We start from the raw sequence: 23731 nt of genomic DNA on the forward strand, positions 1-23731 counted from the left end.
GCTCGGCGTCGTCTTCCCCTCAGCGTTCGACGAGCGGACGGGTCAACAGCCAGTGGGAGAGCGCGAACACGAGGAGTGCGGCGGCCGAGAGGGCGAGCGCCGGAACGGTGACCGTCCGGCCGGCGGCCGCGACCGGCACCGACCAGCCCAACAGCACGGGCATCAGCGCGGCCGTGAACCACACGGTCATGTTACAGAAGATACCCACCTGCCTTCGCATCACGCCGATATCCGAGGCGAAGGGATAGTCGTCGGGGGCGGCGCGGCCGCGCTCGGGCACGTACAACCACCACCCCGCGGCGGCGCTGAAGCCCAGGACCACGACGAGAGAGACGGCCGTCGCCACGGTGCCGAGCGCGAGCGATGCACGTACGCTCACCGCGAGCAGTGCGGCGAGCCCGGCGGCGGTCGCGACTTCGACGCTGGAGACGTCCCAGACGTCGTCCCACTCGGCGGCCGGGGAGTCGTCACCGGCCTCCACGTAGGTGTCGTCGTACGACGAGGTGTACACGTCGACGATCAGGGCGGCGACGGCCGCGAAGGCGGCCAGATACGTCCCGTAGAGCGCGACGAGTCCGACGAGGTCGGACGGGTCGAAGGCCGACCCGAGCGCGTATAGCACCACCACGAGTCCTGCCCCGACCATGAACACGAAGGTTCGGTCGCGGTCGTTCGCCCCGTCCGTTGCCATACCCCGCTCCAGCACGTCACCCCATCTAAATCGACCGATCGCTCGGTCACGGCAGCGCCGCCGGTCGTGTCAGTGGTGGCGCTCCCACCGCTGGACGGTGACCGACTCGCCGGCGGCGACGCCTTCGAGGCTCTCGGGGACGACGACCCAGCCGTCGGCGGCGGCGACCGAGGAGAGGGCGCCCGCGCCGCCTCGAACCGGTTCGACCGCTCCCTCGCTCGTCTCGCGTACCCGGACGAACGACCGGACGCCGACCTCGCTGGCGATCTTGCGGTCGAGCGTCGCCGCGAACTCGGGGAACGGCTCGGGCTCGAAGCCGCCGGCGGCGGCGACCGCGGGGCGCAACAGCTGGACGGCGGTCACGAGACAGGAGACGGGATACCCGGGCAGGGTCAGCACGGGCGTGTCGTCGACGACGCCGTAGCCGACGGGGTGGCCCGGTTTGAGCGCGACGCCGTGGCCGAGCACCTCGCCCAGGTCGGCCACCACGTCGGCGATCAGGTCGCGCTCGCCGACCGAGGACCCGCCGGTCGTGACGACGATATCGTGGTCCGTGTCGCGCTCGGTCGCCTCCCGCAAGGCGGCCTCGTCGTCGCCGACGATATCGCGGCCGGTGGCCGCCCCGCCCCAGCGCTCGACCAGCCGCGAGACGGTCAGGCCGTTGGTCTCGGTCGTCTCGCCGTAGCCGGGGTCGAAGTCGACCAGTTCCTCGCCGGTCGGGATCACGCTCACCGTCGGTCGCGAGCGGACGGCCACCGAGCGGTGGCCGCCGGCCTTCAGCAGTCCCAGGTCCGAGGGGCGCAGCCGACGGCCGGCCTCGAACAGCCGGTCGCCCGCCTCCACGTCCTCGCCGGCGGGCGCGACGTTCTCGCCGGGCGCGACGGCGGCGAACACCTCGACACGGTCCCCCCGTGTCTCCGTCTCCTCGACCTTCACGACGGCGTCGGCGCCGTCGGGCATCGGACTCCCGGTGTGGACGTAGCGCGCACGACCCGGCCCTACGTCCCCGTCCGTCCCGTCGAGGACGGCGGGCGAGCGGCCGCTCGCGTCGTGCGTGTCGGTCGCGCGGACGGCGTAGCCGTCCATCGCCGCGCGGTCGAACCCCGGTACGTCGCGGGTCGCGGCGACCGGTTCGGCGAGCGCCCGGCCGTCGGCCTCGGCGACGGGAACCGACTCGGTGCTCGCCGGCGGGTCGACGACCGACAGCAGTTCCTCGCGCGCGGCGGCCAGCCGCGTCACCTCCGTGAAGCCCTCGTGTCCCATCACCGGCGGTTCGGCGGCGGGGACCTAAAGGAGTCCGGGAGCGCGAGCCGGCGGTCGCCGCTCGACGCCGGTGTCGCGGCCGCCGAGTTCACCGCATCGACGCGGCGTCGACGACGAGGCTTCGGTCGACGGATATCCATGTCGACATGCGCTCGACCCCCGCCGCGTCGGGCGGGTGGACCGTACACCGGTCGGGCCGGTCGGCGTACTTGACGAGCGCGAGTTCCAGCGTCGGCGGGTCCGCCCGACCGGGCTGACCGGGGTCGATCGAGGGCGTTCGGGGCTCGGATGAGGAGTCGTCCGCTGACCGCGTGCGTCCCGACATCGTGTTACTCACTCGAAGGGTGGCCGCTGGCCCACAAGAGCGCTGCTATGAACTCACAATAGGCCAACGTAGCGGCCCGGAGCCGACGCGAACCGACCGGACGGTCCGTACCCGTCTCGCCGGCCGACTACGGTCGGACGGTCCGGAGCACCCAGGTCTCGGGATTCAGCCGTTCGACCTCGAAGGGGTCGAGGTCGCCGGGGTCGTCGGCTTCGGCCGACAGCGAGGCGATAAACGAGCGGACCGGCGCCGGGTCCCGATCGGAGACGAGGACGAACGCCTCGCCCCGCTCGGTCGCGTCGAACGCCTCGCGGACGCGGTCGTGGCGACCGTCGGCGTCGACGCCCCGCAGGTCGACCGCTTCGTCGGGCACGTCGACCGCCCACACGTCCTCGACGCGCTCGCGGGCATCCTCGCCCAGCCGCTGCATCTGTTCCGGGAGGTCGCCGGGTCGGGGCGTCGCCTGGACGCTCGGGTCGAAGTCCAGCTCGGCGAGAACCGGCGCGTCGAGCCCCTCGAGCGGCTCGCCGTGTTCGAACAGGTCGTGTTCGTCGCCGCAGGTGGGGCAGGTGAACCCGGCCATGTTGACGGCGACACCGAGGACGGGCACGTCGTTCTCCTCGAACAGGTCCAGCGAGCGAGCGGTGTCGGTCACGGCCGCGTGGAAGGGGGTGGTGACGAAGACGACGCCGTCGAGGTGGACCTCCTGGAGCGTGGTCAGCACCACGTCGCCGGTCCCCGGCGGGAGGTCGACGATCAGGGTGTCCAGATCGCCCCAGGCGGTGTCCTCGAACAGCTCCGAGAGGGCGTCGTGGGCCATCGCGCCCCGCCAGGCCAGCGGCGCGCCCGACTCCATGAGCCCGACGCTCATCACGTCCAACTCGCTGGCCTCGACGGGCAGGGGGTTGCCGTCGTCGTCGGAGTAGACCGGCCCGGAGACTTCCAGCACCTCCGGGACGTTCGGCCCGTGGATGTCGGCGTCGAACAGCCCCACGTCGCGGTCCGCGCCGGCCATCGCACAGGCGATATGCGTCGCAACCGTGGTCTTGCCGACGCCGCCCTTCGCGCTGGCGACGGCGATCACCCGGTCCACGTCGGCGAGGCCCGTCGAGCGGTCCTCGTCGCCGGCGTGGGCCGTTTCGCGCTCGATGTGGGCGTGGTCGACGCCCGCCACGTCGGAGACGGCCTGCAGCATCGCGCTCGTCACCTGCTCGCCCTCTTTGGGCCGGAAGTCGGTCAGGTCCGCGACGACCGTGACCGCGCCCTCGGAGACGGCGATATCGGAGACGAGACCGGCCTCGAACACGTCCTTGCCCGCGTCGGGGTCCCGGACCTGCCGGAGCGCGGCCTCTACGTCGTCCTGCAGCGTGTCGTCGTTCGATTCACGTTCGGTAGCATCCTCGTCGGCGGTCGCGTCTGGGTCGGTGTGTTCGGACATAGTGGGGGAGACAGCGAGTGTCGCGGTCAGAGGTCGGGCCGGCGGTTCAGGTGGTCCTCGCCGGGGAGCGTGGTGTCGCCGCGGTCGAGCGCCCCGGAGAACTGCCGGCGGAAGCGACCGGGGTCGGCCTCCAGCGCCCGCGCGGCCGTGCCGCGGACGATCCGCGGTTCCGACTCGTCGTCCGCCGTCTCGGCCAGGACCTCGCGGGCGCGGTCGTCGTCGACGCCCGCCAGCAGGTGGACGGCCCACTCGCGGACGCGCTCGCTCTCGTCGTCGGCGGCGTCCAGCAGCGGGTCGAGCGCGTCCTCGCCGCGGCGCTTGAACACCGAGACGAGGGCGTTGCGCCTGACCGCGTGGTGGTCGGCGTCCAGTGCTTGCTCGATGCGGTCGGCGTACGCCTCGCGGTCGATGCGGTCGAGCGCGACGACGGCCTCGGCGCGGACCCACGGGTCGTCGTCCTCGGCGATCTCGACGGCCGCGGGGCCGGCGCGTTCGCCGCCGAGCTTCGCGAGCGCCTCGACGGCGAACTGGCGCACGTCCGCGTCGTCGTCCCCCGTCCCGGCGGTGATCAGCGCCTCGACGATGGCGGGGTCGTGGTCCTCCTCGGCGAGGGCGAGCGCGGCCCGCTGGCGCTCGACGGCGTCGCCGGTCGCGAGCCGTTCGATCTTCTCCCGGGCGCTCTCGCTGGCGATGAGCGACGTGTCGGCCGCGGCGAGTTCCCGCGGGGTCGCCTCGCCGATCGTCACGTCCTCGCGGCTCACCTCGATGTCGTCCAGCCCGGCGTGGTCGACGTCGAACCCGGGGCTCTGCTCGGGGTGGACCCGAGGGTCCGTCGGCCCGTCGGTGGCCTCCTCGGGGTCACGCATCGGGACCACCTCCGGCGGTCGCGGCGCGGGCGCCGGCCGCGGGGTCGTCGCTCGTGGCCGCGACGACGGGCGTCCACTCGCGGACGAGCACGAGGAGCCCGAGCGCGAACGCGACGGCCCGGGGGAGCGTCCCCGGGACGCCGGCGACGAGTAGCAGCGCCGCGGCGATAGCCGGCCCGAACGACCGCCGGCGGGCGTCGGCGACGACCGTCGCGACCGCGCCGCCGATCCCGACCGCGAGCAGCGCGAGCGGGACCGCCCCCGCGCCGAACGCGACGAGGACGACCGCGCCGGCGACGAACGGCGCGCTCGCCGCGAGAACGACCACCGCGAACGCCGCGGCGGCCCACACCCCCAGATCGACGGCCCCGTCGAGTCGACGGGCCAGCGGGAGCGCGGCCAGCGTCGCGAAGGTGACGGCACCACCGGCCGGCCGGAGGGTCGTCGTCCCGAGACCGACGGAGGCCGCGAGCGACCACGCGAGCGCCAGCGCGCCAAGCGCCGCGACGGCGCCGGGGCGGGCGATCGGCGCCAGCGCGGCCCGGAGCGAGCCGGTGGCGCCGACGCGGGCGTGCGCTCGCTCGGCGAGTGCGACCGCGAGCGCGGCGACCGTCCCGACGAGGACGGCGGCGGCCGCCGGGAGCCACGCCGCGGCGTCGACCGCCCCGACGAGCCCGAAGACGCCAACGGCCGCGAGCGCGACCCGCTCGGCGCGGGCGTCGGTCTCTGCGGCAAGTCCCAGGGCCGCGAGCGCGGGGACGACCGCCGCGAACGCCGTCACGGTCGGGGCCGCGGCGCGCCCGGCCGGCGGTAGGCCACCGGGCGCGTTGCGGACGAGTCGCAGGGCCAGGACACCGGCGGTCGGGACGAGCGCGAGCGCGGCCAGGCCCGTCCCGAGCCACATCGGAAGTCCGCCAGCGAGGCGCTCGCGGGCGGCGGACCGAACGGTCCGGTCACCGGAGTCGGCGGCCGGGTTCCCGGCCCCGGCGGTCGAGTCGCCAGTGTTGGCGGCCGGTCGGCTCACGGGTCACTCCCCCTCCAGCCGGTCGGCCAGGTCGTCGGTGTCGGCGGCGACCAGATCGCGACAGAAGTCGGCGAGTTCGCCGTAGTAGCCCGTTCCCGGTTCGCCGTCGAGGGCGTCGGCGACCCCCTCCGAGAGGAGCGCCAGGTGGCGGTCGAGGAAGTCCAGCCGGGCGCGGGCGGCGTCGGCGTCGACGGCCGCCTCACGCCGACAGAGGTAGCCCGCGAACTCCAGTTCCAGCCGGTAGTGGTCGTGGTTCTCGCGGCGCTCGGTGTCGACCTCGACACCGAAGTAGTCGTACGCCCGCGCCAGGTCGAGGTTCACGTCGTTCCACGACGCCTCCGGCCGATATCCGGACTCGTACAGCGACACGCTCGGCCCCTCGGCGTCGATGGTGCCGTCGGTGCGGTCCTCGACGGTCGTGTGGCCGAGCACGAACAGGTCGTTGAACCGGGCACAGACCGTCTCGCGGTCGTCGTCGGTGGTCAGGTCCGGCGGCTCGACGTCGAGACTCGTCCGGTCGAGCAGGCGTCGGCACTCCCGGTCGAGCGCGCCAGAGGCCAGCGCCTCGTGGAGTTCGGAGTCCGGTTCGGTCGTCGCGCGGGCGGCCAGCGCGTACAGCCCGCCCCGGGCCGCGGCGTCGCGGTCGGCGTCCGTCGGCGGGTCGTCGGCCGGCGCCCGGCGGTCCGCGTCCCCGCCGGATCCCGGCTCGGCGTCGCTCACGCGGCCCCACCCCGCGTTCGGCGGACGCCCTCGATGGTCACGACGGCGACGAACAGGACCGCGAGCCCGGCGACCGTCCAGAGGATGGTCTCGTAGGGCGGCCCCTGCGGTCCGGGGCCCATGGCGAGGTACTGCCACTCGCTGACGGCCTTGCGGCCGGCCCGCTCGCCGTAGGAGCCGTTCCACAGCGCGACGGCCACGTCGACGTCCTGCTCGCCGGACAGATCGGTGCGGTTGCCGGCCATCGCGGCCTCCCGAACGAACGCGACGTGCCACTCGCCGTCCTCGTGGACCGCCTCGGCGTCGACGGCCGACCGGTCGAACGAGGTGGTCGTCCCGGCGCCGCCGGCGAGCAGCTCCTCGGTCGTCCCGCCGGCCCAGTACCAGACGTTCACCCGGTTGCTCGTGCCGCCCATCGCGATGGGCGGGCGGGCGCTCTCGTTTTCGGGCAACTGGACGGCGACGGCGTCGGCGAACGCCCGGAGGTCTGAGGCGTTGCGGTCGGCCGTCTCGTCGGGCCAGGAGACCCGGACGAACGCGTGGGAGCCGTTGGTCGCCGCGCGGACCTGCGCGTGCGTGGTCGAGACGTTGCTCGCCTCGGGTAGCCCGCTCGGCGCGCTCGCCAGCGCGAGTTCCACGCTCGGTACGGCGGTCCACGACTCGGCGGTCGGGTCCGTCGCGTTCGCGCCCACGTCGCCGACGGGCACCTCGTTGGCCGGCCGCGCGCTCGACAGCGTCGGCAACACGGCCGCGCCGACGACCGCGAGGACGACCAGCGCGGTCACGCCGAACCAGGAGGCGTCGGAGTCACACACCTCGCTCATTCGTCGAACACCTCCGGAGCGAGCTCCGGCGAACTCGACTTCGCTCCGTGCTGTCGCATCAGTCGAACACCCCCAGTCGGTACTGCTGTGCGGGGTTCTTGTCCTGGAGCATCTCCATCAGTTCGCTGTCCTCGCCGCGGCTCACCCGCTCGCGGTGGCGCTCGATCGTATCGAGGGCCTCGTTCACGCGGTCGCCGAACAGCTCCTCGAGGTAGTCGCGGGGGATGCGGTCGACGCCCTCGATGCTCTCGCCGTCCTCGGAGTGGCCGGGCGGCGCGTAGGGCGGGATGTAGTAGACGTTCGGCACCGTCTCGAACTCCGGGTGGAGCGGCAGCGCCACCTCGTACTCCTCGACGAGCTTGTAGATGGGGCCGTCCTCGTCGTCGAGGTAGCCCACCAGCCGCAGCTGGGGCGGACACTCCTCGGCGCAGGCGGTGGCGTGGATCTCGTCGTCCGGCCCCTCGCCCTCGATGCGCGGGTAGCAGAAGATGCACTTCTCCGATTTCTTCTTCGCCGCGTTGTAGTACACCTTCTTGTAGGGACAGCCCTCGACGCAGTAGCGGTAGCCGCGACAGCGCTCCTGGTCGACGAGGACGATGCCGTCCTCCTCGCGCTTGTACAGCGCCTGGCGCGGACAGGCCTCGACGCAGGAGGGGTGGGTGCAGTGGTTGCAGATCCGCGGGAGGTAGAAGTAGTAGCTGTTGGGGTACTCGCCGGCGCCCTGGTCCTCGTCCCAGTTGGGGCCCCACTCGGGATCGACGTTCTGCGGGCGCAGCGGTTCGTCGCTGCCGTCGTACATGATATCCGAGTGGTTGAACTCCCAGTCGCCGCCGTAGCGCTCCTTGGCGGGGATCTCGCCCGGCTGGCGCTCGCCGTGCTCGTCGGACTGCCAGCCGCCGCCCGAATCCTCCCAGCCCTTCGGGTAGCCCTCGCCGGGCTTGGTCTCGACGTTGTTCCAGTACATGTAGTCGCGGCCGCCGCCCTCCGTCCAGAGGGTCTTGCACGCGACCGTGCAGGTCTGACAGCCGATGCACTTGTTCAGGTCCATCACCATCGCGACCTGGTGGTCGACCCCGTCCGCGATGTCGATGTGCGTGTCCTCCTGCTGTGCGTCGTCGGTGCTCACGCGTCGTCACCCCCGTCGGCGGCGTCGATATCACTGCGGTCCGGCGGATCGCCGCCGTCGGACACGTCCGACGAGGGTCGCGCGCCGGAGGCGCGCTCCCCGCCGTCGGCCATTCGCAGGCTGGCCGCCTCGCCTTCGCTCTCGCTTTCGCCGTCGTCGGCCCCCTGGTCGGCCGGGCGCACGTCGACGCGCACGTCGGAGTTGACGCCGGTCGGTCCCCAGTAGTTGGGGAAGAAATAGAGGTGTTCGCCGGTGTCCTCGGGGTACTGGACGAGCTGGGTGGGCTTCATGTACATCGGGACGAGCGTGTTGAAGTTGTCCCGGCTCGGGTACTGGAACTTCTCCCAGGAGAAGAAGTGCCGGACCGTCCCGGGCTCGCTGGACGGGTAGATCTTCGCCTGCACCTCGACGCTGCCGAGGTCGTTGAACACCTCGACGGTGTCGCCGTCCTCGATGCCGCGCTCTTCGGCATCCTCGGGGTTGAGGAAGACCGTCGGTTCCCCCCGCTGGAGGTTGAGCATCGTCTCGTTGTCCCGCCAGGTCGAGTGGATCGACCAGCGGCTGTGGGGCGTGTTGTACGAGAGCGGGTAGCTCCCGCCGGTGTTCTGCGGTCCCTCCTTGTGCGTCGGCAGTTCCTCCCCCAGTTCGAGGAACCAGTCGTGGTCGACGTAGTACTGCTGGCGACCGGTGAAGGTGGGCCAGGGCTCCTTGTCCTGCACGTAGTTCTGCCAGGGTGCGTACGCCTCGCCGTCCTCGATATCGGAGGTCCAGTGGCTGCCCGCTTCGAGCAGCCGCTGGGGCTGGTCGATCGTGTCGTCGAGGGTGATCTGCTCGTCGGTCCCCTCCGGATTACTCTCCTCGGAGTTCTCGAGGATGTACTCGCAGGCCGCCCGGTCTTCGGCGAGCGCGCCCTCCTCGCCGCTCTCCCAGTCGCGCACGTAGTCGTCGTACACCGACTGCAGGTCGATCTCGCGGTCGAACGACCGGTCCTCGACGGGCTCGACGCCCCGTTCCGTGGCGACCGCCTGGATCTTCTCGGCCAGATCCCGGAAGATCTGCCAGTCGGTCTTCGCCTCGCCCAGCGGTTCGACCGCGGGCGTGAACGGGTGGACGTAGCTGTGCATGTCCGTCATCGAGAGGTCGTACTTCTCGTAGTGACTCGCCGCGGGGAGGACGATGTCCGAGTACAGCGCCGTCGAGTCCATCCGGAAGTTGATGTCGACGACCAGGTCGAGCTTGGGCCACAGCTCCTCCTCGACGGCGACGTTGCCCTTGGCCTGGTTGAAGTAGTTGCCCCGCCAGACGAACATCGTCGAGGGGTCCGGTCGGGAGCCGTCCTCGCGCTCGGCGGGATAGACCGGCATCCAGTCCCTCTCGATGGACTCGCGGATCTTCGCGGCGGTGTCCTCGTCGGTGTTGTCGAGGATGCCCGCGTGGAAGTACGTCCACAGCGTCGTCGGGACGCCCCGCACCGAGCCGGTCGGGAAGGATAGGGTCTGCCAGCCGTGGAACGTCCAGATCTTCTCCTGACCGACGTAGTGGTCCAGCCCGGTGCCCTGCTCGCCGAGGTTGCCCGTGAGGGTGACCAGCAACTGGATGGCGCGGTTCCCGAGGTCGTTGTGATACCAGTCGTTGACGCCCTTGCCGTGGATGATCTTCGCCTTGTCGGCCTCGGCGAACTCCCGGGCGACCCGCTGGTAGGTCTCCTCGCCGACGGTCGTCTCCTCGGTGACGAACTCCGGGGTGTACTCCGCGAGTTCGTCGCGGAGGTTGTCCCACACGGATCGGACGGCGACGCTGTCGCCGTCGGCCGACTCGGCCAACTCGACCGACCGCTCGACGGAGAGTTCGGGGTCGAAGTCGAGTTCGATCGACGACTCGGGGTCGTTCTGTCCGTCCCGGTCGCCCAGCGACCCCGGCGCCATCCGCAGGTTCCCGTCGGCGTCGACCATCACGAACGTCTTCTCCGGGCGGTCGACGCCGTCGCCGACCCCCGGCACCTCGCTGGCCCGCAGGAACTTCCCGGTGTCCTCCCGCACCAGCAGCGGCATATCGGTCTGCTCCTTGAGGTGGTCCTCGTCGTGCAGCCCCTCGTCGACGATGGTCCGGGCCATCCCGAGCGCGAGCGCGGTGTCGGTGCCGCCCTGCGGCGAGAGCCACTCGTCGGTGTGGATGGCCGTCTGTGAGTAGTCGGTGAACACGCCGACGCGTTTGGTGCCGTTGTACCCGGCGTCGAGGAAGAACTTCGCGTCGGGGATGCGCGTGACGTTGATGTTCGACCCCCACGCGATGATGTAGTCGGCGTTGTACCAGTCGGCGCTCTCGGCGTTGTCCGTCTGGGTGCCCCAGGTGATCGGCTGGCCCGGCGGCAGGTCCGAGTACCAGTCGTAGAAGCTGTGGGAGACACCCCCCAAGAGATTGATCAGCCGGCTTCCCGAGGCGAACGAGACGGGGCTCATCGCCGGGATCGGGGTGAACCCGGAGATGGCGTCGTAGCGGCCCGCCTGCACCTCGTCGACGACGTGTTCGGCGATCTCCGTCAGCGCCTCGTCCCAGGAGATGCGCTGCCACTTGCCCTCGCCGCGCTCGCCGGTGCGGCGCATCGGGTACTTGATGCGCTGGTCGGCGTTGACGTAGTCGGTGTAACAGGCCCCCTTCTGACAGCCCCGCGGGTTGGGGTCGGGGAGGCTCTCGTCGAAGTTCGGGTAGTCGCCGGCCTGCTCCTCGCGCCACACCTGGCCGTTCTTGACGTACACCTCCCACGAACAGGAGCCGGTGCAGTTGACCGAGTGCGTCGAGCGGTGTTTCGAGTCCCAGTCCCACTCCTCGCGGTAGAGGTCCTCCCACTCCCGGTAGGGGTAGTCACCGATCGGGTCGTTGACGACCTGCAGGCGAGTCATCTGGAGGAAGTCCTGGGCGAGACCGGTCCGGGAGGCCCCCGCGCCGGCGACGCCGGCCGCGCCGACGCCCTTCAGGAAGTCCCGGCGGGAGACGTCCACGTCGGCGCCGCCGTCCGTGGTCGCGGGGCCCTCCGCTGCGCCGTCGGCAGCGGCTCCCTCGGCGACCCCGTCGGTCCCTTCGCTGTCGGTGCTGTCGGTCGGCGGGTCGTCGGTTCGGTCGTGGTCGGTCGAGTAGTCGTCGGTCATTGTTTGGCAACGAAGATAGTCGCGAGTCCGCAGGCGACGCCGGTGGCCGCGAGGGCGATCCCCGCCGCGGTGTCGCCGCCGGTGTCGAGTCCGATCGCGATCAGCGCGACGCCAAGCAGCTTGCTCAGTCGGTCGATCCAGCGATAGGAGCGCTCGGTGACGGTCACGGCGCTCATTCCTCGCCCTCCGCGTCGGTCCGGTCGTCGGACGGTTCGTCGTCGGCCTGGTCGGTCGCTTCGGGTTCGTCGTCGCCGTTGCCGCGCAGCAGGCCGTAGGTGATAGCCGCACAGAGCGTCGGCCAGCCCAGCAGCGCCCACCAGAGCACGGCGTTGACGGCGCCGGTCCCGGTGTCGAGCGCGTCGGCGGCGATGTTGTTCATCCCCGCGATGGACGCGACCATGATGAACGTGACGCCGAAGACGCCGACGGCGGTCTGTTTCGGCCGGTCGAGCGGGTTCAGCGAGAAGTGTTCGGGGTCGCGGTAGTAGTCGACGAAGGGCCAGGCCGCGACGGCCCCGAACACGAGCCCCGGCATGAGGATGCCGCCGACGAACTCGGCGTTGACCTCGCCGACGAGGGGGACGTGGAACGCGAGCCACGACGGGAGCAGCTTCAGGAACCCGTAGACCCACATCAGGAACCAGTCGGGCATGATGAGCGCGGGCGTGCCCGCCGGGTCGTTGGGGCCGTACTCGGCGACGTTGTGGACCGGGAGGAACCCGGCCAGCAGCGACAGGGTCGCCAGCGTCAGGAAGAAGACGACGGCGCTCACCGCCGCCTGGTTCGGGAACGCGGGCAACCCGACGATGACGCTGTCGTCGTCGCGGTCGACCGCGCCGGCCACCTTCGCCCGGACCGTCCCGGCGACGCTACCGCCGTCGGTGGCGGCCCCGCTACCGGTGGCGGCCCCGTCGGTCGCGACGCCGTCACCGCCGTCGGCCGCTGCGGTTCCGCCGCTGGCGGCCCCGCCTTCGGCCGGCGGCGCTGGTCCGGGCACGTCGCCATCGCGCTCGGCCTCGGTGTGTTTCTGGCGCATCAGGATCAGCATGTGGACGCCGATCAGCCCCGCGATAGCCAGCGGTATCACGAGCACGTGCAGGAAGTAGAACCGCGGGATAGTGGCCGACGACGGGAACGACCCGCCGAAGACGAGCTTCGCGAACGCGTCGCCGACCAGCGGGATCGACTTCGCGAGGTTGTATCCGATCCCCGTCGCGGTGCTGGCGAACTCGTCGAACGGCAGCGCGTAGCCGGTGTAGGCGGCGCCCATCGAGAGGCCGGCCAGCCCCGTCCCGACGAGCCAGTTGGGCTCGCGGGGGTTGCGGTAGGCGCCGGTGAAGAAGACCCTGAGCATGTGCAGCGCCATCGAGGCGATGAACAGGTGGGCCGCCCAGTGGTGCATCCGGCGCAGGAGCATCCCGAACGGCACGTCGTAGGTGATGTTCAGGACGCTCGTGAACGCCTCGGGCACCTCCTCGCCCTGGAAGCGCTCGACGCTGCCCTCGTAGGTCACGTCGCTCGTGCTCGGTTCGAAGAAGAAGCCGAGGAACATCCCCGTCAACACGAGGACGAGGAAACAGAACAGGGCGACCTCGCCGAGCAGAAAGGAGTCCTCGGCGGGGAACGCCTTGCCGAGCACGTCCCTGTCCGAATCGAGGTCGAGACGGGCGTCGAGCCAGTCGTAAGCGCGGGCGAGGCGGCCGGTCCCGTCGCCGCCGTCGCTGGTCGCCATCACTCACCCCCCGGGCCGACGGGCCCTTCGAAGTCCCCGGTCGCGACGAGGTAGCCGTCGCTCGAGAGCGTCAGTGGGAGCTGTGGGAGCGCCCGCGGCGGCGGGCCGCCGACGACCGAAGCGCCGCTGGTGGGGTCGAACTTCCCGAAGTGACACGGGCAGACCAGCGTCTCGCCCTCGGTGTCCGAGACCATACAGCCCGCGTGCGTGCAGACCTTCGAGTAGGCGGCGTAGCCGCCGACCGTCGACTCCATGCTCGTCTCGCCGCCGTAGGCGTCCTCCGGGTAACGGACCAGCAGCGTCGGCGCGTCCGCGATGCCCGGCCTGGGTTCGGGGAAGACGGTCAGCTGCTCGCCCTCGGCGAGGGTGTCCTCGGTCACGCGGTCGCCCTCGCCGTCGACCAGCGCGACGCCGTCGGAGTACACCGGTCCGGAGTATCCCCGCTCGAAGACGCGGGTCAGGCCCATCAGCGGCGCCGCGAGGCTGCCGACGGCGGTCAGCCCGCCGACGGTCGCCAGCACCTTCGCGTAGTCCCGGCGCTCCATCTCGGCGCGGGCGTCGGTGTAGATGCTCGGCCGGGCCGGTTCCTCGTCGCCGCAACAGCCGTCGCAGGTGTCACAGTCGTCGCTCATCGGTGGCTCCCTCCGCGGACGGCGGTGATGTCGGTCGTGCGATACATCAGTGGTCCCTCCGTTCGGCGACTTCGATGTGGGGCATGAACCACGCGTAGTAGGCGACCGTCGAGCCGGCCAGCGAGAGGAACATCCCGGCGGCGTAGACGCCGAAGTACTGGGTACGCGCCAGCGTCAGGTACTCGCCGGTGAACAGCGCCGCGAAGACGATCGCGAGGACGGTCAGCCCGCCCATCACGACCAGCCCCTCGATGGCCTCGCTCGCGTCGTGGTACTCGACGACCCAGCGCTCCTCGGTCGAGAGCCACGGGAAACCGACGGTGCCGCCGTCGGACCGGGCGTCGGCCGGGCGCCCGTCGCTCCCGGTCGCGGCCCGCCCGCCGTCGGCGACGGGCGCCTCGTCGCTCGCGGCCCCGCGGGCGGCCGCCGGTTCGTCGGGCCTGACGGCGCGGTTCATGAACCGGTGGGCCGCCGAGAGGACGGCGACCAGCGCCAGCAGCGCCACCCAGACGATGACGCCCACCTGGCTCGGCGAGAGCTTGTTCGGCGTGTCGAGGAAGCCGTCGAGCGGCCGCAGCTCCGAGACGCTCTGGTCGATGGCGATCTCCTCGCTCGGCGGCTCGCCGTGCAGCCCGACGTACCACATCGGCAACAGCGTCATCACGACCAGCAGGGCGATCAGGTAGCCGGTGCGCCTCATCGGCGTCCCACCCCCTCCTGTCGCTCGGGACCCCGAGTTACCGCCTCGCGGACGCCCGAACCCCCCGGACGCCGCGGCCTCCGTCGGTCGGTCGGCAGACGGGACATCACACCGAATATGTACCGCCGTCGCGGATAGCAGTGTACCCCGAATATTTTGGCCGTACTTGTACTCCGGTCGAAAACCGCCCGACAGCGACGGAACCGACCGGTCGGTCTGCGAGCGCCCGGTCTGCGAGCGCCCGGTCTGCGAGCGCCCGGTCTGCGAGCGCCCGGTCGACGGGCGACCGACCGCCCGTCGTCGAGGGCCGTCACGCCGACCCCTCCAGCAGCGAGTCGAGCACCTTCGACTGGGCCGACGCGAGGTGTTCGGCGAACGTGGAGGGGGCGATGTCCAGCCGCTCGGCGACCTCGGTCGCGTTGGCCGAGCGGGGGCGCTCGAAGTAGCCCATCTCCATGGCCGTCTCCAGCACCTCCTGCTGGCGGTCGGTGAGCCGCCCCCGGTCGACGAGGACCATATCGTCGGCCTCGCCGTCGCCGGTGCGGGCCAGCCGGTCGATGCGGACCGACCCGAAGGCGGCGTCGAGGTCGTCGACGGCCGCCCGGACCGTCTCCACGTCCGTCGCGTGGAAGCTCAGCCGGAGCGTGCCTCGCGAGGCGCTCACGTCGGTGACGGGCGCGCCCAGGCGCTCGACGGCCTCGCAGATGCAGTCGCCGCCCTCGCGGGTGAACCGCACCCGTTCCGAGCGGTCGGTCTCGAAGACGACCGATGCCTCGTCGGGGAGGTCCGCCGCCTCGGCGTCGCCCACGAGGTCGAACTCCTCGACGACCTCACCCTCCCCGGCCGTGCTCCACGTGGCCGACCGGCCGATCGTGTCACCGCCGGTCGACGCCGCCACCGGGCAGGCCCCGGCCGCCTCGACCGCCAGCCTGACCTGGATGCCACCTGTCGATTCGACTCCCATGTGCGGCCGGTGGCACGCTCCCCAAAAGAACCCCGTTCGGCGCTCTCAGTGTCCGGGAACCCCCGACGAACACGTTCGTCTGGCTTATGTTGTCACTTCGAATCGAGAACCATCGAGAGGACCGTCCGCTGGGCGGTCGCGAGGTGCTCGCAGGCCGTCGACAGCGCCACGTCGAGTTCCTCGGCGACCTCGCCGGCGTTGGCGCGCTTGGGCGTCTCGAAGTAGCCCATCTCGAAGGCGGTCTCCAGCACCTCCCGCTGGCGGTCGGTCAGCTCGGCCCGGTCGACGGCCACCGGGTCGTGGTCGGCCAGGTCGCAGTCCCGTTCGAGGCCGACGACGGCGACGCCCCCGAACCGCGAGCGCAGCACCTCGACGACCGCCTCCAGCCGGTCGGCGTCGGGCGTGTAGAACGAGAGTCTGAGCCCGTCGTCCGTGGCGGATATATCGTCGAGCGGGTAGCCGTACTCCGAGAGGACGCCGCAGACGCAGGGCGACTCGTCGACGCCGCGCTCGCGGTAGCGGACGCCCTCGTCCCACTCGAAGACCACTTCGAGGTCGTCGTCCGGCGCCGCGCACTCGCGGACCTCCTCGGCGTCCCCCCTGAGGGTGAACTCCTGGACGAGCCGTCCGTCGTCGACGGTGCGCGAGACGGCGTCGACGCGCGCGCCAGCCGTCCGCGCCGCGCGAGCGGGCGTGCAGTGGCCGGGGTCGGTGACACGCATCTCCACCCGGAGCCCCTCGGTCGACATGGGCCCTCCTCCGAACGCCGACCACAAAAGCGTGTCTTCGGGGAAACATGTTCGGGCACCTTCCCCGGTCGGATAACGGCCACAGTGTCGGGAGCAGCGGGGCTGAACGCCCGTAGGCGCTGAAACGTGCGCTCGTGTCCGAACGATGTCGACCCCGAAGGACCGGATGCGGTCGGCTATCGGGCCCGGGACTCGGGGGTGAACGCTTTTACTGTCTGTTTCACTCCGAACCGAACGGAAACCACTGCTACAACTGGTACACGGACTGCTCGTCTCCATCGCGACCGGCACAGGGCATTTGCGGCTGGAGAGCGTACCTGACGGCGATGCCGACGAAAGTGAACTACGAGGACGTGGACGCCGTCGGTGGCGGGCTCCACTTCCTCCGCGACGAACTGGACTGCGAGAACCTCGGCGTCTCCGTGCTGGAGTGCGAGCCGGGCTGGACCGGCAAGCCCCACGACCACGCCGAAGACGGCCAGGAGGAGGTGTACGTCCTCGTCGAGGGCGGAGCCACCGTCACCGTCGGCGGCGAGGACGTGGCGATGGCGCCCGGCGACGCCCTCCGTATCGACCCCGACGAGCGCCGACGGATCGAGAACGGCGACGCCGAGAGCACGTTCGTCCTCGCCGGCGCCCCCTGAACACGTCCCGTCGCGGAACACCGACCCGGTTCGAGGATCGTACCGGATTTAGAGGATTAAAACGCGGAATACTGTAACCGAGCGACTGGTTCGGCAGAAAACCGCTTTCGGACCGAAAATTCCGAGTTGTTCCTCCTCTCGAACTCGAAATAAGATCTACGGAGTTGATCGCGGCTGAAACGCCTTCGAGGGCTTTTGAGGGCCTGACACGCGTCTTTGAACGAACTTTATTTTCTGTGAGAATTATATGTTCCCGTATGTGATATCGAACCCATCATATTTCAATGATTTCGGCGTCGTGCGTATCGGGGGGCGGAAACCGTCGCGGTAGGCGGGTGTTACCGACGCGGGGGTCGGGTGGAACGGTCGCAACGGTGGCGGGCCGGTGGCGGGACGGGGCTCCGGGTTTATTGTCGAAACTCGGTTAGAGGCAGGCGCCTCCCCCCTCGTTCACGGGTGGCGGAACGACACATGAGACGGAACTTTCAGGGCACCGACAGAGGGAAGCGAGTCGTGGCCGACGACGGGACGGCCGTCGGGACGATCGTGCGGACCGACGGCGACCGGGCGAGCGTCCTCCTGGACCCCGAGCGGTCCGAACCGGGCGACCCGACCGGCGAGACCGGGTCGCGGACGACGGTCGCGATCGACCGCAGGGGCGTCGCCGAGAGCACGAACGACCGCGTCCGGCTGGTCGAGGGTGCCGACCCGACCGACGCGCGGAGGCGCGCGTGACTGACGTGGAGACACACGCGACGGACGCGGAAGATGGTACGGGCGACGGCGACTCCGAGCCCGGATCCGGGGAGCGAGCGCCGCCTAGATTTCCGTGACGCGGTCGTGGGCCGTCCCGACGGCCGTCGCGTCGGCTTCGAGCAGTGCGACGACGAGGTACGTCGCGTAGTCGGCGAAGTAGTCGACCAGGTCGGCGATCCGCTCGGCGTCGATGGCCTCCAGCGAGTCCAGCAGGAGGAACGGGCACCGCTCGTGTACGTCGTGGACGAGGTAGCCGGCGAGCGCCAGGACGAGCCCGACGACCTCCCGCTCGCTCTCGCTGAGGTTCGCCGGGGAGTCCTCGAAGGCGCCCTCGTCGCCCTCGCGGACGACGCGGAGGTCGAACCGCCCCACGTCGGCGCCCGACCGGTCGGTGCCGGTGGTCCGCGTCAGGCGCACGCGGGCGACGTTGTCGTAGTCGAGGGCGTCGACCAGCGCGTCGGCGTGTTCGTTGAACGTCGCGACGGCCTCGGCCGCGGTCCGGTCGAGTCGCGTCCGGCACTCCACGAGGTCGGACTGCAGTTCCTCGCGGCGGGTCTCGAGTCGGTCCCGGTCGTCGAGGCGCTCGTCGAGGGCGTCCAGCTCCGACTCGACGGCGGCCAGGTCCGACCGCCGCTGTTCGAGCTCGACCTGGCGCTCGTTGGCCCGCCGGTGCAGGTCCAGGAGATCCGCGTAGTCCTCGGTCCGCAGGTCCTCGACCGTCGCCTCCAGGTTCTGCACGCGCTCGTTCAGCTCCCGACGCCGCCGTTCGAGGTCGCCGATGCGCTCCTCGCGGCGCGCGAGTTCGGACTCGACGCGGTCGCGCTCGGCCCGCAGGTCCGCCCGCCGCTCGCGCCGTCGCTCCAGCCGCTCGCGACGGGCGGCGAGCCTGTCGATCCGGGCGGTCAGGTCGCGACGCCGCCCGAGCGTCCGCTCCCTGAGGTCGCGCAACCGGTCGAGCGTCCCCTCGATCGCCGCGCGGTCGACGGTCGACCCGCACGTCCAGCAGGTGACCCGCTCGGTCCCCGACAGCCGGTCGGTCACGTGACCCTCCCCGTCGCTCGACGCGGATCCCGCGGCGCCGTCACCCGCGAAGCCGTCGTCACCGGCCAGATCCGCACCGTCCCGGCGGATCTCGCCGAGTTCGCCGAGGAGGCCCTCCTCGAGCTGGCTCTCGTTGAACCGGACGATCCCCTGGAGGGCGCTCACGTCGCCGTCGAGTCGACGCTTGCGTTCGCGTAGCGTCGCGATGTCGTCGGCCAGCGCGTCGAGTTCGGCCTCGTCGACGGGCGACACCGCCGTCAGGTCGCTCTCGATCTCGTCGCGCTCGCGCTCGACCGCCGCGATCGTGTCCCGCTCGGCGTCCAGGTCCTCGATCACCGATTCGAGGTCCGTCCGGGCGTCCCGAAGCTCGTCGAGCCGCTCCTCCAGGCGCTCGTCGCGCTCGATACCGTCGTCCAGCGAGGCGTCGGCCGCCTCGATCTCCGCCTCCAGGTCGGCGAGGTCCGATTCGAGCCCCTCGATCTCGCCCTCGAGACGGCGCCGCTCGGCGGACAGGTTCGCCCGCTCGTCGCCGACGCCCTCCAGGTCCGCCAGGTCGTCGTCGACCCGTCGCTTCTCGGCGGTCAGCCGCTCGATCTCCGCCTCGATCGCGTCGGTGTCGACCGGTCGCATGACCACGTTGGCGAGGTCGTCGCCCGCCCTGACCGCCCGTCGAACGTCGTTGTCCTCGAGCAACACGGCGTAGGTCTCGGCCGGGCCTGGGTCGGCGAGATACGGGTCACCCGTCGCGGCCACCCCGTCACCGGCCCGCTCGAACCGTCTGGTGTAGGTCTCTCCGTCGACGGTCAGCTCGACGCGGCCCGAGTCGGCGCCGCGCCGCAACGGCCTCGCCTCGCCGCCGAGTACCGCCCGGATCGCCCGCAGGAACGACGACCTGTTGGTCGCGTTGCGGCCGGCCAGCACCGTCACGCCCGGGCCGAGATCGACCGCCGTCGCCTCGATGCCACCGACGTTCCGGACCGAGAGCGACGCGGTTCCCGCTCCGGCGTCGGGCGCCGGCCGCGTCCGGTCGCCGTTCGACCCGTCCGGACCGGGATCGACGGCGTCGGCGGCGTCGGCGACCTCGGTGGTGTCGGCGATGTCGGAGGTATCGGCGGAATCGCGGTCCGCGCCGTCGGGGGTATCGGCGCTGTCGGGGCCGTCCGCCCCAGCGTCACCGTCCATGCCCGGTCCGGGGAGCGGCGCGCGTAAATGCGTTCATATCTCAGCGAGCGCCGTCGTCGTCGGGCTCGCACGCACAGCCGCCGTTGCGGAGCAGCGCGACGGCGTCGCGGTCGGCGCCGCAGTCGTGACAGAGGACCCGGACGTCGAGGAACACGTCGAACTCCCCGAGGGTCACCCGGTCGGCGTCGCGGTGTCGGGCGAGCGTCCCCTCGGCGACGGTGGCGGTCCGCCCGAGGAGCCGCTGGAGCGTCCCGATGTCGGTGTCGATCGGGTCCGTCGTCGACTCCGGTGGCGTGGCGTCCCTGACCTCCGTGAGGTAGGTGTGGACGGCCTGATGGGAGACGAAGTCCCCGACGAGCGCGTCCACATCGACGCCCGCGCGGGCGAGGTCGTTTCGCATCTCGGCCTTGCGCCCCTCGCTCACGTCGTCGCCGGTCAGCGTCTCGTAGGCGTCGGCGACCGCGTGTTCGGTCGGGTTGCGGTCGGCGCGGCGCATGGCCGACCGCAGGACGGCCCTGTTGAACTCGTCGGCCAGGTCCCTGAGACTCGTCCGCGACCCGTTCGAGCCCGTCCAGCTGTCGACGAGTCTGTCACCCATCTCCTCGAGCCCGTACGCCGCGACGAGCCGTTCGACCTTGCTCCGTCTGCCCGCTGGCGCGTCGTCCGACCCCATGGGCGGGGCTCTCGGGGCGCGACCGTATACCTATCGGTGGTCGTGAGAGTCGGTCGGCGAGAAACCGCGGTCGAACCGGACGCGGCGCCGGCCCGTCGGGTCACGGGCTGGGCGGACCGGCGCCGCGTCCGCGGACCGCTGGTAGACGCAGCCGTCTTCCCGCGTAGCGTCCCGGGCGGGGACGCCACACCGAAGGAGCGGCCGACCGGTGGGCTGGGAAGCCGACGGGAACGGGAGTCTCGTCGGCGATGCACAGGGGTTCGGGCGTGTCAGGTGGTGCCGGTCGATGGGTCGACGGCGATCGATGAGAGGGGGGTGAGACGGTTAAACGGAGTCAATCGTTCACGGGAGTACGCACCGCGTAAAGGGCCGAGAACGTCGGAGCGACGGGACCGTCGACCGCGTCGAACGGGTAGCGGTCGGCTTCCGACCGCCGACGCCCGACGACCGGTTCGTCCGCGCGGAGCGAACGGTACCCGCCCGGCACGTTCGACGCGGCCCGCGGGACCACGACCACGGTATCGAGCCCGAAACGGGTCGTACGCGGAGTATAACCAAGTGCGAGCCGTCGCTGGCCTCGGGCGGGGGGTCGGGGGAGGACCCACCGCCGTCCACACTGACGCCCGCCGCCGCCCGGGCACCGTCCCGGACGACGGCGGGCGCCGCCCTGATGCCCTGTTCCATTCTTTGGCGGTCGACCGACGACAGCGGTCGCGTTCGGCGTGACCGCGTTCGACGACCGCCCCGCCCGACACCGCGACCGCGCCGGCCGCTTAGTCGACCCATTACTATCCGTATCGGTCCACTGACGGACGGACGATGAGCGAACGGACCGAACGTCTGGTCGTCGAGGGCGGGACCGTGGTCACCCCCGAAGCCGCGTTCGACGGCGGCCGCGTCGTCGTCGAAGGCGACCGGATCGTCGCTGTCGAGTCGACCGAACGCACCGACGGGGACGACCGAGCGACGACCGACGGCGAGCGCGACGGCGGGCCGACCGTGCGACACCTCGACGCCACCGGCGAGGTCGTCCTCCCGGGGCTGGTCGACCTCCACGGCGACGAGGTGGAGCGCTACCGCTTCCCGCGGTCGGGCGAACGCGTCGACGCGGCGACCGCGCTGGCGACGGCCGACCGGCTGGCGCTGGCGGCCGGCGTCACCACCAAGTTCGACGCCATCGCCTTCGAGGACGCCCCGGAGAAAAACAGGTCGATCGAGGGCGCGACCGAGCTCCTGGAGGCCGTCGCGACGGGGGCGGATCTCGTGGCCGACCACCGCGTCCACGCCCGCTGTGAGGTCACCGACCCGGCCTCGGTCGCGGTCGTCGGCGACCTGGTCGAGCGGCCGGCCGTCGACATCGCGTCGCTGATGGCGCACGCGCCGGGCCGCGGCCAGTTCGAGGACGAGACGGCGTTCGCCAGCCGCTACGCCGACGGCCGCGGCGCCGCCGCCGACGAGGCCGCCCGGGCCGGTGCGGAGCGGCGCGCCGTCCCGGAGACGACCGTCAGAGAGCGGGTCGCCGACCTGGCCGAGGAGCTGTCGGCGGCGGACGTGCTGGTCGCCTCCCACGACGACGCCGACCCCGCGGCCGTCGAGCACGCGCTCGACCACGGCGTCGACCTGTGTGAGTACCCGGTGTCGCTCGCCGCCGCCGGCCGGGCGAGCGAGCGCGGCGCCGCGACCGCGATGGGCGCGCCGAACCTCGTCCGCGGCGGGAGCCTCTGGGGCAACCTCGACGCGCGCGCGGCGATCGACGCCGGCGTCGTCGATCTGCTGTGTTCCGACTACCGCCCCCAGGCGCTCCTGGCCTCGGTGTTCGTCGACACCGGCGAGCCCCTCGCCCGCCGCGCGGCCCGGGTCACGAGCGAACCCGCCCGCGTCGCCGGCCTCGACGACCGGGGCGAGCTCGCGCCGGGCGCGCGCGCCGACCTGGTCGCCGTCGACCCCGACCCGGTGCCGACCGTGACCCGCGCCGTCGTCGCCGGTCGGGAAGTGTATCGCTGCGGGCGATGACCGGCGGGCGGCGACCGCCGGAGGGCGGAGCCGTCATCGAACGTGACAGTTTCGACAGTTTTCCCAATTCAGCCGTTTTAACTGCCCTATACGCGAAATTATCGCGCTGTAGACGACCAATTACAATGAGTCGACGGCACCTCCGGTGAGGTATGTCGACGGACACGACGCGGCAGACCGGGGGCGAACGCGAGGCGCCGACGTGGGAGTTGCGAGCGGTCGTCGAACGCTACGACGACGCACCCGACGAGTGTACGATCTACCCCGCGGGGGTCGACGAGCACAAGCGGATGGCGACCTGGATCTCGGCGACGGAGCCGTCGTTCGTCGAACTCGGCGCGGTCCGCTGAGTCGCGACGCGGCCTCGGTCTTCTGACTCACGCTTCGACGGCCGACTGCCGAACCCGATAGCCGTCGCTGACCGACTGAGAAAGAACGGAGAGAAGACGGAGACGCTACTCGTCGTCGCGGTCGTCGAGGGTCTGGGCGGCGGAGACGCCGACGAGGCCGACGAGCACGACCGTCGCGACGACGGTCGGCGTCAGGCCGACGGCGGCGGCGCCGAGCTGGCTCGCGAGCAGTCCGAGGACGCCGGCGCCCGTGAGCGACCCGTAGTAGAGCGGCCACGGTCGGTCGACGCCGTCGGACTCCTCGAGATACTCGTAGAGCTGGACCGCGTTCGGGCCCAGCGAGATCCGCCCGCGGTTCTGGTTGAACTCGACGATGTCCATGTCGTCCATCTTCGGCAGGTGACACTGGTAGAGTCCGACGTAGACGCACTTGCGCTCGTTGGACGTCACCTGCGCGACGGTCGTTCCGTTCTCGACGGCGGCGACGTGCTCCGCGAGTTCCCCCAGCGAGACCGTTCCCCCGTGGTCCTGCAGGTAGTGGAGCACCGTGCGGCGCCGTTCGTTCTTGAGGATCTCGAAGACGTGGTCGAGCGGCAGGTCGGCGGCCTGCTCCGAGTCGGCCTCCTCCTCCGGGACGGATTCGGTCTCCGCGACCTCCTCCGGCTCGGACTCGTCGGCCTCCTCGGCGAGGATGTCGGTATCGCTCGCGCGCTGAGATGTCGACGACATCAGGCCGTCACCTCCCGATAGTTGCAGCTCCGATCTCCGGGCACGCTTCGGGCGAAACGCGCTCGCGAGCGGTCACTCATGAGTCGCCCGCCGGAACGTGTCCGTGACAGTTAGCGTTCGATTCGCGGTCGGTTCGTGGGATG

The 23731-nt window shown here is 71.3% G+C and carries 23 protein-coding genes; 4 read left to right on the forward strand and 19 right to left on the reverse strand.

Annotated features, from left to right (window positions below):
- Positions 1-19 precede the first annotated feature (19 nt).
- From HZS55_RS10745 to HZS55_RS10820, 16 genes are all read right to left on the reverse strand, one after another.
- Positions 20-691, reverse strand: a complete 672-nt coding sequence (locus HZS55_RS10745; RefSeq protein WP_179911668.1) for a hypothetical protein — start codon at positions 689-691, stop codon at positions 20-22.
- 69 nt (positions 692-760) lie between these two features.
- The gene (locus tag HZS55_RS10750) at positions 761-1954 is read right to left on the reverse strand and encodes a molybdopterin molybdotransferase MoeA (protein ID WP_179911669.1); all 1194 of its coding nucleotides are present in this window, start codon (positions 1952-1954) and stop codon (positions 761-763) included.
- An 88-nt stretch (positions 1955-2042) separates the two neighbouring features.
- On the reverse strand, positions 2043-2279 hold the full coding sequence (locus HZS55_RS10755) for a DUF7511 domain-containing protein (RefSeq protein ID WP_179911670.1): 237 nt from the start codon (positions 2277-2279) through the stop codon (positions 2043-2045).
- A gap of 127 nt (positions 2280-2406) precedes the next feature.
- Entirely contained in the window at positions 2407-3717 is a 1311-nt protein-coding gene (locus tag HZS55_RS10760) for a P-loop NTPase (protein WP_179911671.1), read from the reverse strand.
- Positions 3718-3743: 26 nt separating this feature from the next.
- Positions 3744-4583 carry a HEAT repeat domain-containing protein gene (locus HZS55_RS10765; protein WP_179911672.1) on the reverse strand — a complete coding sequence of 280 codons (840 nt, stop codon included), beginning with the start codon at positions 4581-4583 and terminating at the stop codon, positions 3744-3746.
- Positions 4576-5607 (reverse strand): hypothetical protein, encoded by a 1032-nt coding sequence (locus tag HZS55_RS10770; RefSeq protein WP_179911673.1) that lies wholly within the window; start codon positions 5605-5607, stop codon positions 4576-4578. Before HZS55_RS10770 ends, HZS55_RS10765 begins: the two co-directional genes overlap by 8 nt.
- A 3-nt stretch (positions 5608-5610) precedes the next feature.
- Positions 5611-6327 (reverse strand): molecular chaperone TorD family protein, encoded by a 717-nt coding sequence (locus HZS55_RS10775; RefSeq protein WP_179911674.1) that lies wholly within the window; start codon positions 6325-6327, stop codon positions 5611-5613.
- Positions 6324-7151, reverse strand: coding sequence for an ethylbenzene dehydrogenase-related protein (locus HZS55_RS10780; protein ID WP_179911675.1), 828 nt, complete (start codon positions 7149-7151; stop codon positions 6324-6326). Before HZS55_RS10780 ends, HZS55_RS10775 begins: the two co-directional genes overlap by 4 nt.
- A gap of 58 nt (positions 7152-7209) precedes the next feature.
- The gene (narH, locus tag HZS55_RS10785; RefSeq protein ID WP_179911676.1) at positions 7210-8277 is read right to left on the reverse strand and encodes a nitrate reductase subunit beta; all 1068 of its coding nucleotides are present in this window, start codon (positions 8275-8277) and stop codon (positions 7210-7212) included.
- On the reverse strand, positions 8274-11423 hold the full coding sequence (locus tag HZS55_RS10790; RefSeq protein ID WP_179911677.1) for a nitrate reductase subunit alpha: 3150 nt from the start codon (positions 11421-11423) through the stop codon (positions 8274-8276). The genes narH and HZS55_RS10790 overlap by 4 nt, the downstream gene beginning before the upstream one ends.
- Entirely contained in the window at positions 11420-11599 is a 180-nt protein-coding gene (locus HZS55_RS10795) for a hypothetical protein (RefSeq protein ID WP_179911678.1), read from the reverse strand. Before HZS55_RS10795 ends, HZS55_RS10790 begins: the two co-directional genes overlap by 4 nt.
- Positions 11596-13155: a cytochrome b gene (locus HZS55_RS10800; RefSeq protein WP_179911679.1), complete on the reverse strand. Its 1560-nt coding sequence runs from the start codon at positions 13153-13155 to the stop codon at positions 11596-11598. Before HZS55_RS10800 ends, HZS55_RS10795 begins: the two co-directional genes overlap by 4 nt.
- The gene (locus HZS55_RS10805) at positions 13155-13787 is read right to left on the reverse strand and encodes a QcrA and Rieske domain-containing protein (protein WP_179911680.1); all 633 of its coding nucleotides are present in this window, start codon (positions 13785-13787) and stop codon (positions 13155-13157) included. Before HZS55_RS10805 ends, HZS55_RS10800 begins: the two co-directional genes overlap by 1 nt.
- Before the next feature lie 46 nt (positions 13788-13833).
- Positions 13834-14487, reverse strand: a complete 654-nt coding sequence (locus HZS55_RS10810) for a hypothetical protein (protein WP_179911681.1) — start codon at positions 14485-14487, stop codon at positions 13834-13836.
- 310 nt (positions 14488-14797) lie between these two features.
- Positions 14798-15451, reverse strand: coding sequence for a helix-turn-helix domain-containing protein (locus HZS55_RS10815; RefSeq protein WP_179911682.1), 654 nt, complete (start codon positions 15449-15451; stop codon positions 14798-14800).
- Positions 15452-15543: 92 nt separating this feature from the next.
- Positions 15544-16200, reverse strand: a complete 657-nt coding sequence (locus HZS55_RS10820) for a helix-turn-helix domain-containing protein (RefSeq protein ID WP_179911683.1) — start codon at positions 16198-16200, stop codon at positions 15544-15546.
- 326 nt (positions 16201-16526) lie between these two features.
- Here HZS55_RS10820 and HZS55_RS10825 point away from each other — a divergent pair, with 326 nt between their 5' ends.
- A complete protein-coding gene (locus tag HZS55_RS10825) occupies positions 16527-16844 on the forward strand; it encodes a cupin domain-containing protein (RefSeq protein WP_179911684.1) in 318 nt (105 codons plus the stop codon).
- A gap of 471 nt (positions 16845-17315) precedes the next feature.
- Positions 17316-17579 (forward strand): hypothetical protein, encoded by a 264-nt coding sequence (locus tag HZS55_RS10830; RefSeq protein ID WP_179911685.1) that lies wholly within the window; start codon positions 17316-17318, stop codon positions 17577-17579.
- An 84-nt stretch (positions 17580-17663) separates the two neighbouring features.
- Here the strand turns inward: HZS55_RS10830 and HZS55_RS10835 are convergent, their stop codons facing one another.
- Together HZS55_RS10835 and rdfA are read right to left on the reverse strand one after the other, a co-directional pair.
- A complete protein-coding gene (locus HZS55_RS10835; RefSeq protein WP_179911686.1) occupies positions 17664-19823 on the reverse strand; it encodes an archaea-specific SMC-related protein in 2160 nt (719 codons plus the stop codon).
- A gap of 40 nt (positions 19824-19863) precedes the next feature.
- Complete coding sequence (gene rdfA, locus HZS55_RS10840; protein ID WP_179911687.1) at positions 19864-20496, reverse strand: rod-determining factor RdfA; 633 nt, start codon at positions 20494-20496, stop codon at positions 19864-19866.
- An 819-nt stretch (positions 20497-21315) separates the two neighbouring features.
- On the opposite strand from rdfA, the gene HZS55_RS10845 reads away from it, so the two are divergent.
- Positions 21316-22509 (forward strand): alpha-D-ribose 1-methylphosphonate 5-triphosphate diphosphatase, encoded by a 1194-nt coding sequence (locus tag HZS55_RS10845; protein ID WP_179911688.1) that lies wholly within the window; start codon positions 21316-21318, stop codon positions 22507-22509.
- A gap of 152 nt (positions 22510-22661) precedes the next feature.
- Positions 22662-22859, forward strand: a complete 198-nt coding sequence (locus HZS55_RS10850; RefSeq protein WP_179911689.1) for a DUF7511 domain-containing protein — start codon at positions 22662-22664, stop codon at positions 22857-22859.
- 105 nt (positions 22860-22964) lie between these two features.
- On the opposite strand, the gene HZS55_RS10855 is transcribed toward HZS55_RS10850, so the two are convergent.
- On the reverse strand, positions 22965-23588 hold the full coding sequence (locus tag HZS55_RS10855) for a DUF7344 domain-containing protein (protein ID WP_179911690.1): 624 nt from the start codon (positions 23586-23588) through the stop codon (positions 22965-22967).
- Positions 23589-23731: the final 143 nt, after the last annotated feature.

Origin of the sequence: Halosimplex rubrum (genome assembly GCF_013415885.1) — an archaeon.
GTDB classification, from domain to species: Archaea; Halobacteriota; Halobacteria; order Halobacteriales; family Haloarculaceae; genus Halosimplex; species Halosimplex rubrum.